General features: G+C 53.0%; 18 protein-coding genes. All 18 read right to left on the bottom strand.

The annotated features are described in order from the left end of the window. Positions 1–18 precede the first annotated feature (18 nt). Positions 19–885, bottom strand: a complete 867-nt coding sequence (locus tag Q399_RS0108760; RefSeq protein ID WP_031567862.1) for a transglutaminase family protein — start codon at positions 883–885, stop codon at positions 19–21. A gap of 34 nt (positions 886–919) precedes the next feature. Continuing rightward, positions 920–3,343 (bottom strand): circularly permuted type 2 ATP-grasp protein, encoded by a 2,424-nt coding sequence (locus Q399_RS0108755; protein WP_031567861.1) that lies wholly within the window; start codon positions 3,341–3,343, stop codon positions 920–922. Between the two features lie 18 nt (positions 3,344–3,361). After that, the gene (locus Q399_RS0108750) at positions 3,362–4,330 is read right to left on the bottom strand and encodes an alpha-E domain-containing protein (RefSeq protein ID WP_031567860.1); all 969 of its coding nucleotides are present in this window, start codon (positions 4,328–4,330) and stop codon (positions 3,362–3,364) included. 3 nt (positions 4,331–4,333) lie between these two features. After that, on the bottom strand, positions 4,334–5,782 hold the full coding sequence (locus tag Q399_RS0108745; protein ID WP_031567859.1) for a circularly permuted type 2 ATP-grasp protein: 1,449 nt from the start codon (positions 5,780–5,782) through the stop codon (positions 4,334–4,336). A gap of 249 nt (positions 5,783–6,031) precedes the next feature. After that, positions 6,032–7,030: an RNA polymerase sigma factor RpoS gene (gene rpoS, locus Q399_RS0108740; RefSeq protein ID WP_031567858.1), complete on the bottom strand. Its 999-nt coding sequence runs from the start codon at positions 7,028–7,030 to the stop codon at positions 6,032–6,034. 78 nt (positions 7,031–7,108) lie between these two features. Next, the gene (locus Q399_RS0108735; RefSeq protein ID WP_245612861.1) at positions 7,109–7,822 is read right to left on the bottom strand and encodes a peptidoglycan DD-metalloendopeptidase family protein; all 714 of its coding nucleotides are present in this window, start codon (positions 7,820–7,822) and stop codon (positions 7,109–7,111) included. Positions 7,823–7,976: 154 nt separating this feature from the next. Beyond that, a complete protein-coding gene (locus tag Q399_RS0108730; RefSeq protein WP_031567854.1) occupies positions 7,977–8,555 on the bottom strand; it encodes a YqaA family protein in 579 nt (192 codons plus the stop codon). A gap of 20 nt (positions 8,556–8,575) precedes the next feature. Then, positions 8,576–9,232, bottom strand: coding sequence for a protein-L-isoaspartate(D-aspartate) O-methyltransferase (locus tag Q399_RS0108725; protein WP_031567852.1), 657 nt, complete (start codon positions 9,230–9,232; stop codon positions 8,576–8,578). Further along, entirely contained in the window at positions 9,232–9,984 is a 753-nt protein-coding gene (gene surE / locus Q399_RS0108720; protein ID WP_031567850.1) for a 5'/3'-nucleotidase SurE, read from the bottom strand. Before surE ends, Q399_RS0108725 begins: the two co-directional genes overlap by 1 nt. Continuing rightward, positions 9,985–11,049 (bottom strand): tRNA pseudouridine(13) synthase TruD, encoded by a 1,065-nt coding sequence (truD, locus tag Q399_RS0108715; protein WP_031567848.1) that lies wholly within the window; start codon positions 11,047–11,049, stop codon positions 9,985–9,987. Further along, the gene (gene ispF / locus Q399_RS0108710) at positions 11,046–11,531 is read right to left on the bottom strand and encodes a 2-C-methyl-D-erythritol 2,4-cyclodiphosphate synthase (protein WP_031567846.1); all 486 of its coding nucleotides are present in this window, start codon (positions 11,529–11,531) and stop codon (positions 11,046–11,048) included. The genes truD and ispF overlap by 4 nt, the downstream gene beginning before the upstream one ends. Further along, positions 11,528–12,220, bottom strand: a complete 693-nt coding sequence (gene ispD / locus Q399_RS0108705; RefSeq protein ID WP_031567843.1) for a 2-C-methyl-D-erythritol 4-phosphate cytidylyltransferase — start codon at positions 12,218–12,220, stop codon at positions 11,528–11,530. The genes ispF and ispD overlap by 4 nt, the downstream gene beginning before the upstream one ends. Further along, complete coding sequence (ftsB, locus tag Q399_RS0108700) at positions 12,217–12,501, bottom strand: cell division protein FtsB (protein WP_031567841.1); 285 nt, start codon at positions 12,499–12,501, stop codon at positions 12,217–12,219. The genes ispD and ftsB overlap by 4 nt, the downstream gene beginning before the upstream one ends. A gap of 67 nt (positions 12,502–12,568) precedes the next feature. Then, on the bottom strand, positions 12,569–13,252 hold the full coding sequence (locus Q399_RS0108695) for a hypothetical protein (RefSeq protein WP_051685853.1): 684 nt from the start codon (positions 13,250–13,252) through the stop codon (positions 12,569–12,571). 122 nt (positions 13,253–13,374) lie between these two features. Continuing rightward, positions 13,375–14,667: a phosphopyruvate hydratase gene (eno, locus tag Q399_RS0108690; protein ID WP_031567836.1), complete on the bottom strand. Its 1,293-nt coding sequence runs from the start codon at positions 14,665–14,667 to the stop codon at positions 13,375–13,377. Positions 14,668–14,723: 56 nt separating this feature from the next. Continuing rightward, positions 14,724–16,364, bottom strand: a complete 1,641-nt coding sequence (locus Q399_RS0108685) for a CTP synthase (protein ID WP_031567834.1) — start codon at positions 16,362–16,364, stop codon at positions 14,724–14,726. 189 nt (positions 16,365–16,553) lie between these two features. Continuing rightward, the gene (gene mazG / locus Q399_RS0108680) at positions 16,554–17,372 is read right to left on the bottom strand and encodes a nucleoside triphosphate pyrophosphohydrolase (protein ID WP_031567832.1); all 819 of its coding nucleotides are present in this window, start codon (positions 17,370–17,372) and stop codon (positions 16,554–16,556) included. Positions 17,373–17,439: 67 nt separating this feature from the next. Further along, a complete protein-coding gene (gene relA, locus Q399_RS0108675; protein WP_031567830.1) occupies positions 17,440–19,629 on the bottom strand; it encodes a GTP diphosphokinase in 2,190 nt (729 codons plus the stop codon). Between the last annotated feature and the right edge of the window lie 24 nt (positions 19,630–19,653).

Raw genomic sequence — 19,653 nt, 5'->3', positions numbered from 1 at the left:
CTATGCTGGTACCGTTTTTTAGTCCAGCGCCAGCACATCAACTGCGACCTGCAACTGATGCTCGCCAATGCCCTGCAGCACACCTTTTAATGGCACTACATCAGCATAATCGCGGCCAAAAGCCAGTGTCAGATGCTGTACATCCGCCAGCACATTATTCGTCGGGTCAAAATCCACCCAACCAAGTCTGGGGTCAAATACCGCAAACCAGGCATGCGACGCATCAGCTCCCTGCAGGCGTGGCTGCCCCGGCGGCGGGCGAGTCTCCAGATAACCACTGACGTAACGGGCGGCAACGCCCTGACTGCGTAAACAGCTGATCGCCAGCTGGGCAAAATCCTGACAAACACCGCGCTTGTGCTGCAAGACATCCGCAATCGGCGTGACCACAGTGCTGAATTCAGGATCATATTGAAATTCCTGATAAATCAGCTGATTGAGTAAAGCAACATTTTGCAGCATCGACAGATCCGCCCGGTACACCTGCTGCCAGAGTGCAGCAGCATCCGCCAGCAACGGAATATTGCGGCTGGCATGGCGGCATAAAGCGACCACAGGGTCGGTCAGCTGCCGATGCTCAGTCGCATCGGTCAGTGACAAGCCGTCACCGAGTTGGGCCGCCAACTGCCGGGGATGAACGTCAATCTGCGCCTGCAACTGCACTGTCATGTCCTGATGCGGCGCCAACAGATGCAAAAACTGGCGCTGATTGCCAAATAAATCCACGTGAGAGTATTGGGTACAAGGCATTGGCGTGACCTTCAGCTGGACATCCAGTACTTGTTGCCAGGGCAATTGCCTCGGCTGCAGGCAAGTCAGGTTATAGCTGTTTGCGATCGGCCTTTGATACTGATAACGGGTCAGATGACTCAGTTGATAACGCACCGGACCTCCGCAATGCCAAAACTCATGTCCATCCTTAAAAACTCTGCCAGCTGCTGCTCGGCGGCGCATGGTTGAAATAAGACAACGTAATACTGTCGGACAACAATTTTAACCGGTGCTGGATTTGACTGAGCAGCAAACCAAGTGCCGGTGTAGCACCCTGCTCTGCATCAAACAACGATTGCGGTTCAGTCAGTTGCAGCAAAGTGACCAGTTCCAGCGCCAGCCGTTGTTCCGCTGACAAACCAGGTTGCGCGGCAAGCTTGGGTAAATCGGCGCACTGGCGCTGAATACGCAGACACTGATATCCCACCGAGCGCGGTGTGCTGTCGTCAAACACCAGTAGGTCAATCACGGCCAGCGGATGCAATTGACTGCGATAACGCCGCCGATAGGTGTTCACGGTATCTGCCAGACGTAACACCGCTTCCATAAGCACCGCCGATGCCCTGGGTGCACCTTGCGAGCGTACAAACACCGCCTGTAATAACGCGGCCGTCTGCAAGCCGCGTTCAATATGCTGACCCAAATCCATCAGCCGCAGTGCCTGAGTCCGGCTCATGGTTTCATTGCTCAGGCCATACAACGCGGTTTGCAGCAATATGATGTCATCGAGCTGACGTAAACAAGGGCCCGACAGCAGTAAAGCAGGATCTTGCTGCTGTAATGCCGGCAGAGCGCACAGTGCCTGTTGTAATTTGTCGAGAACCAGCCAGGTGTCCGCGGCAAAATATTCCCGCGCCGACTGTGCGTTGAACAATAACGCTTGCAAAATAGCAAACAGACTACCCGGCTGCGCCGGGTCAAATAATTGCTGTAACAGCTCGTCCAGGTCCGTCGCCTCGCCCGCTAAGCCATTCGCTTGCCGGCAAAATTGCAACAAGGGCGCGACATCCTGCAGCTCTGCCGCACCGGTACCGGCATTGACCAGCGACAACGCTGTGCGTAAAGCGCGGCAAATCTGATTGAGTCGCTCATTGTATCGCCCCAGCCAAAACAAATGGTCTGCCACCCGGCTGGTCACCAGCCCGCTGTGGCGTGACAAGTCCAGCGCGCCGCTGCTACTTTGCAACAGACTGGCCGTTAGCCCCCTGTCAGCCAACACCCAAACATCTTTGACCCGCTGCAAACCCGATGACTCGCCGGACTGCAGTTGCAAGGGATCAGCAGTTATCTGAGCATAACCACCAGGCAACACCATACCGGGCAGCTTTTCATTGTGCAGACTAAACAGCCGCAAGCTTGTGTATGCGTGATAATTACCGGAGCCAGGCTGCCAGCAAGGCTCCTGCTGCAGTGATAAGGACTCAGTGGCAATGTAGTCCGCACTATCCCGCTGCAGCTGACGGAGCAAGGCCTGCAGCGCCGGAGGTTCGAGCGAAGCCGGCACAAACTGCTGCTGAGAGCTGATCCGGCGCAAGTGAAAGCGGGTCGGCGCAGCAAGAAACTGCTGCAACTGTTCAGGATGCCCCAGCCACAACGTGTCGGGCTGGGCCAGTAATAAAGGCTCGCCAAGCAGCGCCTGACATAAAGCCGGTAAAAAAGGTTGTAACACGCCGGTATCCAGCACACTGCTGCCAGGCGGGTTCAGACAACAAAGCTGCTGCTGCCGGATGCTTTGCAATAGACCGGCACAGCCGCCAGCTGCCGGTTCCAGCTCCAGCGGGTCTGTTTGTGCATCCGGCTGATAACGCAGCAGAGCGGCAATCGGCTTTAGTCCTGTCAGGGTTTTCAGCCACAGCGCACCGTCACGGAAGGTTAAGTCAGCGCCATGCACCACAGCCACATCCAGATAATTGGCCAGATATGCCTGCTCAAAATAATGACTGCTATGTACAGAGGTGATCCAAAGCCCCGACAACGCCGGCGCTGTCGCTGACAGAGCTCCGGGGTCTTGCAGGCTTTGCTGTAAACGCCGGTAAAAACAGGCGATTTGCGCTTTGGGCAGATCCAAGGCTTGCACCGGAGCCAGCTGATTAAAGGCCAGCCGGTGTTCAACCAGATAACCAAGACCCGCTGGCAATAACGCATGGTCCCGCAGCACCTGCCACTGCCCTGTCGTTGACTGCACCAGATCCAGACTGAATAACGGCAACCAGTCTGCCGGCGCCGCAACTAAGCCGACCGCACTCATTAAAAACGCCGGCGAGCGAAACACCGCTTCGGCCGGTAACAAATCAGGCCGGATGTATTGCTGTGGCCCATACAGATCTGCCAGCACTATCTGCAGCAATTTTTGCCGCTGCAACATGCCGGCCTCCAGCTGACGCCAATCAAGCTCGCTGACCAATAATGGTAAAGGGTCAAGCTGACGCTGGGGCGACGACACAGTACCGAATCCAGCGGCATTTTCGCGCAACTGTTGCTGTAATTCGCGATACAACACCGGCAAGCCGGCCTGCTGTGCCGTCAGCCATTGCATCAGCCGTGCCCGGTGTTCCGGTTCAAATGCTGTCACTACAGATCCTTGTCAGGTTCAGGCCGACAATTGCACCACAGCTACCGGCTGCAGGCATGGCTCCAGAATTTGTTGATGCAGGCCAATGATGCCAGCCTGCAGTTCATCAATCAGACTATGCAACTGCACCGTCGATAACTCAGACAGCGCTTGTGGCTTCAGCAAAGCCTGCACTTGTTGCAGCTGTGCGAGAATGGCGCCGGCATGCGGCAGCGTTTTAGCCGAAGCTGCCACCCGGTTTAGACAATAACTGATTGAGCGCGGAAAATCCGCATAGGTCAGCAGATAATCGATGGCATCGACATCGCCTTTTTGGTGCGCCAGATAATATTGATAGGACTCCATCCCGCCCAGCGCATTCAGCACCGACAACCAGCGGAATTTCGGTCTTTTGATTTGAGTCGGCTGTAATTGCTGTAACACCAGCACATCCATAATGCGGGTCGTCATGTCCGCCCGCTCCAGATGGCGACCAATATTAAATACATCAAAAGCATCACCGCGCAGCATAGTGCCATCGAGCACACCGACCACCATCTGACAGCGCCGGCTGACTTCGGCCATCAGCTGATAACGCTGCTGGCGGCTCACTGCAGTACTGCAATGTTGCTGCAAAAACAAATCCAGCGCATTCAGTTCCTCCCACATATCACGGGGAATTAAAGGCCGAAGCGTCCTGGCATTTTGTTTTAATGCCGCGCAGGTGGCGCGGATAGACACCGGGCTGTCCGGCGCGTTAATCAGGCAAGCCATCACTGCCCTTTCGGTTTCAGCCAGCGTCAGCGGTGTGTCGCCTTGCTGAAATTTCTGCAACAAGGCTGCGCTGTCCTGCCCCAGCACCTCAAGCAATATCGGCCAGCCAAATTGAGTGTCCTGATGACTGTCAATCAACACATGACTAGTGGCATTGATCAGCCGCGCGGTATCATCGAGCCGTTCCAGATAACGACCGAGCCAAAATACGTGATCTAGCGATTTTAATAACATGCTTTACACCTCATCATTGATGATCCAGGTATCTTTGCTGCCGCCACCCTGCGATGAATTGACGACCAGCGAGCCCCGACGCAGTGCGACCCGGCTTAACCCGCCGGTACTGCAATACAAATCCCGCCCCTGCAGCACAAATGGCCGCAGATCCAGATGGCGCGGCTCCAGCACGCCGTCACACAAAGTCGGCGCGGTTGATAATTGTAAAGTGGGCTGGGCGACGAAATTACGCGGGTCTTTCGCGATAGCCTCTGCCATCAATGCCCGCTCCGCATCTGTGGCGCGCGGCCCAATCAAAATGCCATAGCCACCGGACTCATTAGCAGGCTTCACCACGAGCTGGTCGAGATTGGCCAGCACATAAGCCCGTTGTTGTTCATCGGAGCACAGATAAGTCGGTACGTTGTCAATCAATGGTTTTTCGCCAAGGTAATATTCAATAATTTGCGGCACATAGGCATAAATGACTTTGTCATCGGCAACACCGGAACCCGGCGCGTTAGCAATAGCCACCTGGCCTTTGGCCCAGGCCTGAAATAAGCCGGGTACACCAAGCACGGAGTCAGGCCGGAACACAGTCGGGTCGAGGAAAATGTCGTCGACGCGGCGGTAAATCACATCCACCCGTTGCAAACCATTGAGCGTCCGTAAATACACGCCGTCTGCGTCCACCTGCAAGTCGGTATTTTCAACCAGTTCAATACCCATTTGCTGCGCCAGATAACTGTGCTCAAAATAGGCCGAGTTATAAATGCCTGGCGTCAGTAACACGATACAAGGCACGTCGCCAGGCCTTGGTGAGAGCGACGCCAGCATTTTCCACAACTGATGCGGATAATCATCTACCGGTACTATGGTCGAATCGGCGAACAGCTCCGGAAACACCCGTTTCATCACTGTGCGGTTTTCCAGCATATAAGACACACCGCTCGGTACCCGTAAATTATCTTCCAGCACCAAAAACTGACCTTGCCCGTCGCGAACTAAATCGGTGCCACAAATATGGGACCAGACGCCAAAAGGGGGCGACACGCCCCGACATGGTGCAAGAAAATTTCGCGACTGCAGCACCAGCTCAGCCGGCACTATGCCTGCGCGTAAAATGCGCTGGTCGTGGTACAAATCATCGATAAACAGATTCAGTGCCTGCAGCCTTTGCATCAGGCCGGCACTGGTGCGGCGCCATTCGCTGAGTGGAATAGTGCGGGGCATGACGTCCAGCGGCCAGGCGCGGTCGATATTCTGGCCTTCACTATATAAGGTGAAACACACGCCCATGCTGCGAATAGTCTGGTCCAGTTGCTGTTGGCGACGTAATAATTCAGTAGTGCCATGGCGCTCAATAAAACGGGCGATTGCCGTGGCCGGCGCTCTTGCTGTGCCTGCTGGCGAAACCAGCTCATCGAAACAATCAGGTAATTGCGGATATCCGCTGAAACTCTGCCCCATGCTACCACTCCGCTATTTGTCCGGTATCTCTGCGTCTGTATCCCTGGCACGCTGTTTTGGTGCAAAAACGCGCAGATAATGCAGATGGAGCAAAGGCTGTGCCAGCGTAAAGCAAAGGCTGAGCTTTAACCGAAGCGTGGGAGAATTCTTGTAAAGTGAAGTTGTCTGCGGGCGATGTTGCTTGGCTGTTTTATGGCAGTACAAAAGCAAAAAGCGGGCATTGCCCGCTTTTTCTAAGCCATTCTCAGGTCACTCCTGAAACAGCGTCTCGATATTCAACCCCTGATGCGTGACGATTTCCCGCAGCCGGCGTAGCGCCTCGACCTGAATTTGCCGCACCCGTTCACGGGTCAGGCCAATTTCGCGGCCCACATCTTCTAAAGTCGAAGGCTCGTAACCAAGTAGACCAAAACGCCGGGCCAACACTTCACGTTGTTTTGGGTTCAGTTCTTCCAGCCAAACCACCAAATGCTGCCGGATATCAGCATCCTGCAGTTCAGTTTCCGGTCCTAACTCTTTTTCATCCGCCAGAATATCCAGCAGTTGTTTTTCCGAAGATCCGGCCACCGGCGTGTCAACTGAGGTGATTTTTTCATTCAGTTTCAGCATTTTGCGCACTTCTTCGACCGGACGGTCTAAAGCGGCGGCAATTTCTTCCGGCGTCGGTTCATGGTCCAGCCGCTGCGATAACTCGCGGGCTGCACGCAGGTAAATATTCAGTTCTTTCACCACATGAATCGGTAACCGGATGGTCCGGGTCTGATTCATAATGGCGCGTTCAATGGTCTGGCGGATCCACCAGGTGGCATAAGTGGAGAAACGGAAACCGCGTTCCGGATCAAATTTTTCCACAGCGCGAATCAGGCCCAAATTGCCTTCTTCAATCAAATCAAGCAGCGCTAAACCTCGATTGATATAACGCCGGGCGATTTTCACCACCAGTCGTAAATTACTTTCAATCATGCGTTTGCGGGCGGCTGCGTCGCCTCGTAAGGCTAAGCGGGAAAAGTAGACTTCTTCTTCGGCGCTGAGTAGCGGCGAGAATCCGATTTCGCCGAGGTAGATTTGTGTGGCGTCCATCGCGCGTTGACTGTCGTCACGGGTGAACACATCGTCAGGTGTATTGTCTTCTTCAGTGGCGAGGCTTGCCATATCCGGCTCTGCTGATTCGTCATCCAGCATCGCCACGTCTTCTGTCAATTCCGCTTCCTTGAAATCAACTACTTCATCTTCGTCTTTTTGTCCCATATCCGTCTCCCAGATCTGCAAGGGTCACGCGTCAGTGCCAGAAATCCATTCTTCAATGATGCGATTGTGTGCTGTTATTTATTTCAGATAACGCAGCGGATCGACAGATTTTCCCCGATAGCGGATTTCAAAATGCAGTTGAACACGGTCTGCATCGGAATTGCCCATTTCAGCGATGGTCTGTCCTGCTGCCACCGATTCGCGCTCTTTCACCAATAAACGGTGATTGTGGGCATAAGCACTTAAAAAATCGTCATTATGTTTAATGATAATTAAGTTGCCATAACCCCGCAGTGCATTGCCGGCGTATACCACCTGACCTGCTGCTGCCGCTTTAACCGGTGTCCCGTAAGCACCACCAATATCAAGACCTTTGTTACCGTGTTCCTGACTGGAAAATTTCGCCAATATCGGGCCTTTCACTGGCCAATGCCATTGCCGAACGTTTCCATTAATGGTACTGTTTGCGGTTTTTTCGGGTTCTTCGACCCGTTCATTTTGACCATAACGCTTTTGATTTTGCGGTGCAACTACTTTAGCGCTTTTTGATGCAGTGTCGGAACTGTTTGAATTTGAATAGTTCTTATTTGATTTGAGGCTTGTTGTAACTAGATTACGCCCACTACCAGACTCTGTACTATTGTTTGAAACAACCAAAATTTGGCCAACATAAATAGTATAGGGTTCGGCAATGTGGTTCAGCCTTGCAAGGCTCCGATAATCCATGCCATTGCGAAATGCAATTGAGAACAGCGTATCGCCGCTTTTCACCTGATAGGTATCTGCCTGCAAGGTTTTGTTGGTCGCCTTGCGGCTCTGCCAGCTGTCGACCGGCGCCGGGCTGCTGTTGACACCACAGCCCGATAGCAGCAAACACAGCCAAAGGGTCAGCCCGGCCTGACTGACACGCGCCGCGCTGTAACCAGCCTGAACTTGTTGCAAAGAATCAGCCATAAATCAGATACGCAATACCGCCGAGAGCCACAGTGCCCCAGCCTAAGATATCGACGATTTCGCGCAGCTTGGCCTGCATTCTGGCACCACCCCAGTACATCAGGCCCGCGACCAGGAAAAACCGGCTGGCCCGACCGATAAAAGATGCAATAACAAATGGCAAAAAAGCCATATGCATCAGACCAGCGCCGACGGTGAACAGCTTATACGGGATTGGAGAGAATCCAGCGATAAACACTACCCAGACGCCATATTCGTTAAACCAGCGTTCAACTGTGGCGAAAGTTTCCTGATACCCCATGTACTGAATAACCGGCAGCACTACAGGTTCATATAACAAATAACCCAGCCAGTAACCGAATATACCACCCAATACTGAGGCTAAAGTCGTCAGCCAGGCCAGACGCCAGGCGCGTTCCGGGTGCGCCAGCGCCATCGGCGCCAGCATCACATCAGGCGGGATAGGAAAAATCACTGATTCCGTAAAGCTCAGGCCAAACAAATAACGTTCAGCGTGGCGGTGCTTCGCCCAAACCAACGCTTTGTCGTACATCCACTGAAAAATCCGCAAAAAAATCTCCTAATAATCAATCAGGCCAGTTCGCCAGGCACCAAAGGCACAAATCGCACCGCTTCAACATCGGTCGACGGATATTCATCATGTTGGCGGGTATAGACCCTGAGCATTTGCTCCTGGGCGCCGACCGGGATCACTAAACGTCCGCCATCGACCAGCTGATGCAATAGAGCATCCGGTACTTGGGTCGGTGCCGCGGTGACAATAATACAATCAAAGGGGGCCTTACTCTGCCAACCCAGCCAACCGTCACCGTGTTTCATCGCCACATTATGCAAATCCAGCTGATGCAGCCGGCGTTTGGCCTGAAACTGCAGCGACTTGATCCGCTCCACAGTACAAACCTGCGGAAATAACCGCGCCAGAATGGCAGTCTGGTAACCGGAGCCGGTGCCGATTTCCAGCACCTTTTTCGGCTGCCAGGACGTGCCATCGCTGTTGGCCTGCAATAGCAACTCGGTCATCCGCGCGACAATATAAGGCTGCGAAATGGTCTGACCCTGACCAATTGGCAATGCGGTGTTTTCATAAGCTTTATGCGCTAAAACCATTTCAACAAAATGATGGCGTGGCGTTTGCGCAATCGCCTGCAACACCTCAGTAGACTTGATGCCATCGGCCTGGAGTTTTTGCGCCAGCACCTGGGCGCTGCGGGAAGTTACAACAGCCATCAGAAGCGGATCCCTTCCAGCCATTGCTGCAGTGGCTGCAAGCTGCGATAAGCCGTCATGTCGATTTGCAGCGGTGTGACCGAGGCATAACCATTGGCGATGGCATAAAAATCGGTGCCTTCACCGGCATCCAACTCCGGGCCTAACGAGCCATACCAGAAAATCCGCCGGCCCCAGGGATCTGTGGTACTGGTCATGGTTTCGGCCTTGTGCCGCCGCCCAAGACGGGTCACCTGAATGCCCTTGAGATCACTCAGTGGCACACCGGGTACATTAATATTGAGAATTTGGTCAGCCGGCAACGGGTGCGATTTTAACTGTTGAATGACTTTGACCGTGACATAAGCGGCCGTGGCAAAATGTTCTTCGTCCCGGCTCGCCAACGACACCGCAATGGCCGGTAAGCCCAGATGACGGCCTTCAGTGGCGGCGGCAACGGTGCCGGAATACAACACGTCATCGCCAAGATTGGCGCCATGATTAATGCCGGCGACGACTAAATCGGGCGTTTTGTCACACAACTGGCTAATCGCCAAGTGCACACAATCGGTCGGCGTGCCGTTGACTGCAATAAAACCGTTGTCGAGGAGTTGGGTGCGCAGCGGGTTGAGCAAGGTCAGCGAATTACTGGCACCGCTACAATTGCGGTCTGGTCCCACGGTGGTGACCGTTGCTATCTCCGCCAGCGCCTGCTGTAACACTAAAATGCCTTTGGCGTACACACCATCATCGTTACTGAGCAAAATCCGCATTTAGGACTCCAGAGCAGCGATATCCCGGCGGATATCCTGATAATTCACCAACTCCCTCAGCACCGACGTGGCAAAACAACCCGCAGGCAGGGCAAAACTGAGCTCGAGTGTATCATGCTGCCATTGATAACTCAGCGCTTTTGGCACCAGCCGCACCGCGCGGCGTTCGGTATTCACATTCAACGCAACGAGTCCATCCACCCAGTGCTGCCACGGCATTAATTGCCGTTGCTGCCAGGCGAGGGCTTCGTCTTGCTCCAGCACTTTGCCAATCCCCGGTAACACTGCAGTCGGATGAATATCCTGCTCCAGCAATCGGCGCTGAATGTCGCTATCGCTCGGGTCCACCTGAAACACTGAGCCGGAGCCATCAAGCTGCACCACACTGCCGGGTAACAACGTCAAAAATCCCAGCTGCTGCAAACGCTGCGACACTTGATGGTTAAACAGCATCGAGCGGCTGGCCGACAATGCCAGACCGCGGATTTGCCGGTCACTGATGCTACCACCACGAAAAAGATGTTCCGCCAGCTGCAGATTACCGCCATCGCGGCCAAAACGTTGTTCACCATAATAATTCGGTACACCGGCACCAATCAGTTGCAGGCGTTTTTCCAGCTCGGCTGCATCGGAGACATTGCGCAGCCGCAAGCGGAAATGGTTCTGTTTAATCGAGCCGATTTTTAGCCGGCGCTGATGACGCACCGATTGTAAAATCCGTACGCCTTCAATCTGCCAGTCTTGATAATTCAGTTCCTGCTTAATTGGCACCGGCAAACAAAACCATTGCCGGGTAATCGCATGGCGGTCTTTTAAACCGGCGTAACTGACTAAACGCGATTTAATGCCGGCAGCTTCAGCAATTTGTTTGCCGACATACTGCGTGTTCTGGCCGATTTTCTCGACCTGCAACAACAGATGTTCACCAGCGCCGGTTGGGGTGAAACTGAGTTCTTCATCAACGATAAAATCTTCCGGCGCGCTTCTGAGCAGCGCACGGCAGGTCGGTTCGCCGTACAGATAAGCCAGCGGCGGAAACTGAATGTGAGTTGCTGCGTCGCTCATGCAGTTTTCACCAGCAGCACCACAGCTTCAACCGCAATGCCTTCTTTACGGCCGACAAAACCGAGTTTTTCTGTGGTGGTGGCTTTGACATTGACCTGGTTGAATTGTGTTTCCAGATCGGCCGCCAGCACGTGACGCATCGCCTCGATATGCGGCGCCATTTTCGGTGCCTGCGCCATAATGGTCACATCCAGATTGCCGATGGCATAACCGAGCGCTTTAACGTCAGCAAAAACTTTACGCAATAAAATCCGGCTGTCGATGCCTTTAAAAGCCGCGTCAGTGTCGGGAAAATGATGGCCGATATCCCCGAGCGCCACCGCGCCTAACAGCGCATCAGACACAGCATGCAACACCACGTCACCATCTGAATGCGCCAACAAGCCTTGCGGATAATCGATTTTGACGCCGCCTAAAGTCACCGGGCCTTCGCCGCCAAAAGCGTGCACATCAAAACCGTGGCCAATACGAAAAGAGATCATGCCTGCTCCAGATAAAAGCGTGCCAGAGCTAAGTCCTCTGGCTGAGTAATTTTAAGATTGTCTGCGCGACCGGGGATCAGCTGCACCGGATGGCCGGCCCACTCCATCGCCGATGCTTCGTCGGTAATAGCGACACCGGCGGCCAGGGCGCGCTGCAGCGCATCGCGCAGTAAAACAGTTGGAAACAGCTGTGGCGTCAGTGCATGCCAGAGCTGACGCCGTTCAACGGTCTCGGCGACCAGACTCGGCCCTTGCGTTTGGGTAGAGCCCCGCTTCATTGTGTCGCGCACTGGACTCGCCAGAATACCGCCGGTCCCACTTTGCAGGCATGCCTCGATCAGCTGCCGGATGTCAGAGAGCTGCACCAGCGGGCGGGCCGCGTCATGCACCAAAGTCCAGGGAAACTGCTCAGCGTCTATTGCCAAAAGACCGGCCAGCACTGAATCCGCACGCTCAGCGCCACCAGCGACACGGCACACTCGCGGGTCTTTTGCTAATGGTAACGTTGGAAAATACGGGTCATTGGGCGATAAAGCTAAAAACAACCGGCGAGCCTCTGGCAATGTCAGCAATTTAGCGGCGGTATGCTCAAGTACGGTTTGATTGGCGAGGGTTAAATATTGTTTTGGCCGGTCGGCCTGCATGCGGCTGCCGACTCCGGCCGCCGGGATCAACATCGCAATGGTCATTTAGTGCCCTGTTTGGCTACCAGGCGGAAAAACACTTCGTCTTGTTTAATCAGGCCTAATTCGTTGCGAGAGCGTTCTTCAATAGAATCCAGGCCGCTTTGTAAATCGGCAACGTCGGCCATCAGCATTTTATTGCGTTTTTCCAGCTCCTGATTGCTGGCCAGATGCACTTTCAGCTCTTCCTGATGCTTAAAATATTCTTTAACGCTGTGTGGCCCGAACCACAAGCGATATTGCAGCGCGCAGACCAGCGCAAACAGGATAATAATTAACAGCCGCATAACAAATCCAAAAATGCAATCTGCTGGTATTATGCAGGCTGTCATCAGCGCTGAAAAGCCCTGCAGCTTATTTTACGCGGCCTGGACGTAAGTCATTGGCCCTAGACGCATGAGGTTTGGCGAAATTTTGCCAGTTCAGCCGGCTGGCCAGCAACATTTCTCGCAGACTCAGTAAACGTGGTGTTTTGCGCTCGCCGTTGCGCCACTGATGGCCACAGCACACGGCCGTCAACACGGCTTTGCTGGGTTTTAATAACAATTTGTTTTGATTATCAGGTTCTTGCGGCCAACCAGCCAGGGCAAACCAGCCATGTTCGTTACAATGCAGCCGCTGGCCTTCCCGATCAATCTCATCGATTGAATCTAACAGAATTTGCTGCAGCCCTTGTTGTTGGGCACCTTGTGGCTGCACATAGACCGGCACCAGCAGGCCCAATTTGGCCGATTTGCTGTAATAACTAAAAATACTCTCAGATTCATCGACATGCGGGACCGGACACTGTTTGCTCTGGCTATGCAGCCAACAGGCATTCTGGCTGTCGAGCGTCAGCGGTGACGGATATTGCAAGATGAGGGTGGCAGCTTCGCGCACATAAAACGGCAGGCTTTTTAACCGGCGCGGTAAAAACGGCAATTGTTCCGGCGGAGATGACGCCAGGCGTGCCAATTCGCGCTCGTACAAGGTATTGCACAGCTCAGCATAGGTCAGGGACTGCTCCGGATTAAACCAAAGCTGATTTTGCGTTGTCATGGTCGAATGTTAACCAACCCTCTGCCGTTTGACCAGTGCGAAAACGGATCTGCGCTAGCATAGTTCACAGGCGCAACAAGCAAAGAGCCGGCAATTGCCGGCTCTTTGACTTCATCAAAGGATTATTGGCCTTTGATCTCTGAACGGCCGCGGTACGGTGCTTTCGCACCCAGTTCCTGCTCAATGCGCAGTAACTGGTTGTACTTCGACACACGGTCAGAACGGCACAATGAACCGGTTTTGATTTGACCAGCCGCAGTACCCACCGCTAAATCAGCGATAAAGGCATCTTCAGTTTCGCCTGAACGGTGCGAAATGACCGCAGTGAAACCAGCATCTTTTGCCATTTTGATGGCTGCTAAGGTTTCAGTCAAAGAACCGATTTGGTTGAACTTGATCAGGATTGAGTTGCCAATGCCCTGCTCAATACCACGGGTCAGGATTTTGGTGTTGGTGACGAACAGGTCATCACCGACCAGCTGGACTTTGTTGCCAATTTTATTGGTCAGATCTTTCCAGCCATCCCAGTCTGATTCATCCAGACCATCTTCAATCGAGACGATTGGGAATTTCTCGGCCAGGCCCGCCAGGAAGTCGTTGAATTCATAAGACGTGAATTCTTTACCTTCACCAGACAATTTGTATTTGCCGTCCACATAGAACTCAGAGGCCGCGCAGTCCAGCGCTAACGTGATGTCTTTGTTAAGCGTGTAGCCGGCAGCAGCTACTGCTTTAGAAATCACCGTTAAAGCTTCTTCATTTGATTTTAAATCTGGTGCGAAACCGCCTTCATCACCCACCGCTGTATTTAAGCCCTGGCTGTGCAGTTCTTTTTTCAGTTGGTGGAAGATTTCAGCGCCCATGCGCAGTGCTTCAGCAAAAGACTTAGCACCGACTGGCTGCACCATAAATTCCTGAATGTCGACGTTGTTATCAGCATGCTCACCGCCGTTGATGATGTTCATCATCGGTACTGGCATTGAATAGACGCCTGGTGTGCCGTTTAAATCAGCAATGTGCTGATACAGCGGGATTTTTTTGTCAGCAGCGGCTGCGCGGGCCACAGCTAAAGACACAGCCAGAATGGCGTTGGCACCTAATTTTGATTTTGACTCAGTGCCGTCCAGGTCGATCATAATCTGGTCGACTTTAGCCTGGTCATAAGCAGACTGGCCCACTAACGCCGCTTTGATTGGGCCGTCAATATTGGCTACTGCAGTGCGGACGCCTTTACCTAAATAACGGCTTTTGTCGCCATCCCGCAGTTCTAAGGCTTCGCGGGTACCGGTTGAAGCACCTGATGGTGCACAACCACGGCCCATCACGCCGCTTTTCAGAAACACATCGGCTTCAACGGTTGGATTGCCACGCGAGTCCAGAATTTCACGGGCGACGATATTGATAATTTCAGACATGTTATTCCCCTGTAGACCAAAGCAAAAAAGCCGCGAGCGAGGTCGCGGCTTTTCCATTATTTGGTCGTTTGTTGCTTCTGATATTTATATGCTGCGGCGACAAACCCCTGGAACAACGGATGACCGTCTCGTGGCGTCGAGTTAAATTCCGGATGGAATTGCCCGGCGACAAACCAGGGATGGTTCGGCAGTTCAATCATTTCCACTAACTGATTATCCGCAGATAAACCAGAAATAATCAGGCCAGCCTCTTCAAGTTTCGGAATAAAGTGATTGTTCACTTCATACCGGTGGCGGTGACGTTCACTGATGACGTCCGCACCATAGGTTTCACGGGCTTTGGTATTGGCCTTGAGGTTACAGTTTTGGCTGCCCAGCCGCATAGTTCCGCCTAAGTCGGAATCGTCAGTACGAAGTTCGACCTGACCTGCACTGTCCAGCCACTCGGTGATAAGACCTACCACCGGGTAAGGCGTGTCCTTATTAAACTCTGTTGAATGCGCACCTTTCAGGCCTGCCACGTTGCGGGCAAACTCAATCAATGCGACCTGCATGCCAAGGCAAATACCAAGGTATGGAATTTTGCTTTCGCGGGCGTATTTGGCCGCGATAATTTTGCCTTCGACACCCCGTTCGCCAAAACCGCCCGGCACCAGAATGCCATCAAGGCCAGCAAGGATCGTTGGGCCTTTGGTCTCAACATCCTGTGAATCGATGTATTTGATATTAACCGTCAGACGGTTTTTCAGACCGGCGTGATTCAGCGCTTCGTTGACTGATTTGTAGGCGTCTTTTAATTCAACATATTTGCCAACCATACCAATGGTGACTTCGCCGGTCGGGTTGCTTTCCTGATACAGCACCTGTTCCCATTCGGTCAGGTCTGCTTCAGGGCAAGTCATGTAGAAACGACGGACCACTAAATCGTCGAGGCCCTGTGACTTCAGCAGCGCTGGGATTTGGTAGATGCTGGAGACGTCTTTTAACGAAATAACCGCACGCTCTTCCACGTTGGTGAAGAGCGCAATTTTGGCTTTTTCGTTGGTTGGAATAGCGCGGTCTGAACGGCACACCAGAATATCCGGCTGAATACCGATTGAACGTAATTCTTTCACCGAGTGCTGGGTTGGCTTGGTTTTGATTTCGCCGGCAGTGCCTAAATACGGCACCAGCGTTAAATGCATAAACAGCGCACGTTCACGGCCGATTTCAGTGCCGAGCTGGCGAATGGCTTCGAGGAATGGCAGCGATTCGATATCACCGACAGTGCCACCAATCTCAACGATGGCGATGTCATAGCCTTCGCCACCAGCCACCACACGGGCTTTGATTTCGTTGGTGATATGCGGAATGACCTGAATAGTTGCACCCAGGTAGTCGCCGCGGCGCTCGCGGCGCAGCACTTCAGAATAAATCTTGCCTTGGGTGAAATTGTTGAGCTTGGTCATCTTGGTGCGGATGAAACGCTCGTAGTGACCTAAGTCTAAATCGGTTTCGGCGCCGTCTTCGGTGACAAAGACTTCACCGTGCTGGATAGGGCTCATGGTGCCCGGATCGACGTTGATATACGGATCCAGTTTCAGGATCGTTACCTTCAGGCCACGTGCTTCTAAAATTGCCGCTAACGATGCAGCTGCAATGCCTTTACCTAAAGATGAGACAACCCCACCCGTCACGAAGATGTATCTTGTAGTCATGAGACCCCTGAGACAACGTTGAATTTAATGGACCAATAGCATCAGGCAATCGCAAATCATCAGGAAGATTTCGGACTGCAGGATATTGGTATCAGGACGGGCGGAAAGTATAACAAAGCCGCTGCTCAGGCTCAATCAAAAAGCCGGCGTTGAGCCGGCTTATTTCAATGAGTTGATGTTCAGGCCGCGTTATTCCTGAGTTTTATGTAACCGTTTGACCTGATCCCACAAGGCGTCCATTTCAGCGAGGTCACTTTGTTGTGGTGTTTTGCCCTGGTTCGACAATTGTTTTTCGACATCGCGAAAGCGCCTCTCAAACTTTTGATTGGCACTTCTGAGTAAAGTCTCCGGCTGAAAACCGGCTTTACGCACCACATTGACCAGCGCAAACATCAAATCACCGAGCTCTTCAGCCAGCGCCACCTGATCTTGTTGTGGCGTATCCATTTCGGCTTCAACTTCTAAGATCTCTTCCCGTACTTTGTCCCAGCAGCCGGTCAAATCCGGCCAGTCAAAACCAACACTGGCACAACGTTTTTGCAGCTTGTAAGCCCGGGTCAGCGCTGGTAAGCCAGCCGGCACATTATCCAGCACACTATGCTGACCATTGTCACCGCGCTCTGCCGCTTTGATAGCTTCCCAGCCCTTTAAGGCTGTGGTCGCGTCGGCTGGTGCCGCACCGGCTGATGCTGTCGATGTATCCGCAAACACATGCGGATGGCGGCGAATCAGTTTGTCGCAAATAGCACGGACGCAGTCGTCAAAGTCAAACCGGCCTTGCTCTTTACCAATTTGGCTGTAAAACACCACCTGAAATAGCAGGTCGCCGAGTTCATCTGGTAATTCATCGATAGCGCCGCGTTCTATGGTGTCGGCCACTTCATATGCTTCTTCCAGCGTGTAAGGCACTATGCTCTGATACGTCTGAGCTTTATCCCAGGCGCAGCCCTGCTCTGGGTCGCGCAATGTCGCCATAATGGCGAGTAAGTCGTTGATATTTTTTGACATCGGTTGAATTCCGGGGATGAATGCGACCGGTATCGCCGCGACAGCAGGCGATACCGGTTCATGGATTCTACTGCGACCGCTTCGCTTCAATCACATCGTCAATCTGACTGACTTTAGTCAGCAATTTGTTCAGTGAATCAAGGTTATACAGCTCGAGCGTCATATAAATGGTCGCGGTCTGGCGTGCCACATCAGAGTTACTGCTCATTCTGAGCACGTTGGCTTTTTCATTGGCCAGAATACTGGTGATATCGCGCAATAAACCGTTACGATCGTGGGCGACGATGCGGATGCTGGCTTCATACCCTGAAGCATACTGGTCGCCCCAGGCCGCTTCCACTACCCGCTCCGGATGTTGTTCCTGCAGATTTTTAAACTGTTCACAGTCATCCCGGTGCACCGCGATGCCTCGGCCTTGCGTGATGTAGCCGATAATGGCATCGCCCGGCAACGGCTGGCAGCAGCCCGCCATATGCGTTAACAAATTACCAACGCCCTGCACCACGACATGGCTTTTGCTATGTGTCTGCATGGGCTTGGAGATCAGCCGCGGGTCAATTTCCGGCGCGTCATGTTTGCTATGCAGGCTTTGGATATAATTGATGACCTGCGTGACTTTAATCTCGCCGCCACCAATACCAACCAACAGTTCTTCGATGGAATTGACATTAAAACGCTGCAGCACTTTGACCGGCTGGTCTAAAGGCACATTGAGCCGGGCCAGTTCAGTGTCGAGTAACTCTTTGCCGGCCGCATAGTTTTTGTCACGGTCCTGCAGTCGGAACCAATATTGCACTTTGGAACGCGCCCGGCTGGATTTCAGATATCCCAGATTGGGGTTCAGCCAGTCGCGGCTTGGATTGGCTTCGCGACCAGTCAGAATTTCAACCTGATCGCCGGTTTTTAACTGATAAGTAAAAGGCACAATGCGGCCGGAGATTTTGGCGCCAATACACCGATTGCCGACATTGGAATGTACATAATAGGCAAAATCGAGCGGCGTCGAACCGAGGGGCAAATCGACGATATCGCCTTTGGGCGTAAAGACATAAACCCGGTCTTCAGTGACCTGATTGCGTAATTCTTCCGCCAGCGAAGAATCAACCACTTCTTCCTGCCAGGCCAGAATTTTTCGTAACCAGCCGATTTTCTCATCCAGCGCGCCTTCACGGCCAGCCGGTCCGCCTTCTTTGTAGCGCCAGTGCGCTGCGACGCCGAGTTCAGCGTCTTCGTGCATCTGCCGGGTACGGATTTGAATTTCAATAGGCCGGCCCTGCGGCCCCAGCACTACGGTATGGATCGACTGATAGCCATTTTGTTTTGGCGTTGCGATGTAATCGTCAAATTCTTTCGGTAAATGCTGCCAGCTGGTGTGCACAACACCGAGCGCGGCATAACAATCCTGCACCCGTTCAGTCACAATCCGCACGGCACGGATGTCGTAGAGTTGATCAAATGCCAGATGCTTTTTCTGCATCTTTTTCCAGATGCTGAAAATATGCTTAGGCCGGCCATAGACCTCGCAATCAAGCTTTTCGACGGCCATCTTGTCGCGCACTGCCTGCACAAAATCGCGCATATATTGTTCGCGATCGAGGCGTTTCTCTTCAAGCTGACTGGCGATTTTTTTGTAGATTTGCGGATGCAGATAACGGAAAGCTAAATCTTCCAATTCCCATTTCAGCTGACCAATCCCCAGCCGGTTTGCCAGCGGGGCAAAGATTGCATTGGTTTGTTTGGCGGCCAGCACACGGGTTTCTTCATCGGCGTTTTTAACATCCCGCAGATAACAGATTTGTGCGGCCAGTTTGATCACCACGGCGCGTACGTCTTCGACCATGGTAAGCAGCATTTTACGCAGGTTGTCAGCTTGCTGTGCATTTGGCGTTTGGTTTGGCCCGACCGGAATGGTGCGGATAGCCTCCATTTGGTCCACTGCATGCAGCATGTTGCAAACCGGTGCATCGAAATGAGCGTCGAGCGCGGTCACATCCAACAGTCTGGCTTCAATCAACGGAAACAATAGGGCTGCGGTCAGGGCATCTTTATCCATGCGTAAATCCGCCAGGATCTCAACCATTTCCCAGCCGGTGCGCACTTGCGGACAAGTCGCTTCGGTCAGTTCCTGCTGATTCAGCCACTCGCCTGCCGCCAGCAGACAAGCGATTTTTTTCTCACTGAGCCCCAAAGAAATCAGCCAGGCCGAGGTTTCCCCGGCGTTGTATTCCGTGCTGTGTGAGTGCCGGACCCTGACCATGCTTACCTCGAAATATTCAGCGTA

It is taken from the genome of Rheinheimera texasensis DSM 17496 (assembly GCF_000711985.1).
GTDB lineage: Bacteria > Pseudomonadota > Gammaproteobacteria > Enterobacterales > Alteromonadaceae > Pararheinheimera > Pararheinheimera texasensis.
This window is presented reverse-complemented; position numbering and strand designations above follow the sequence as displayed.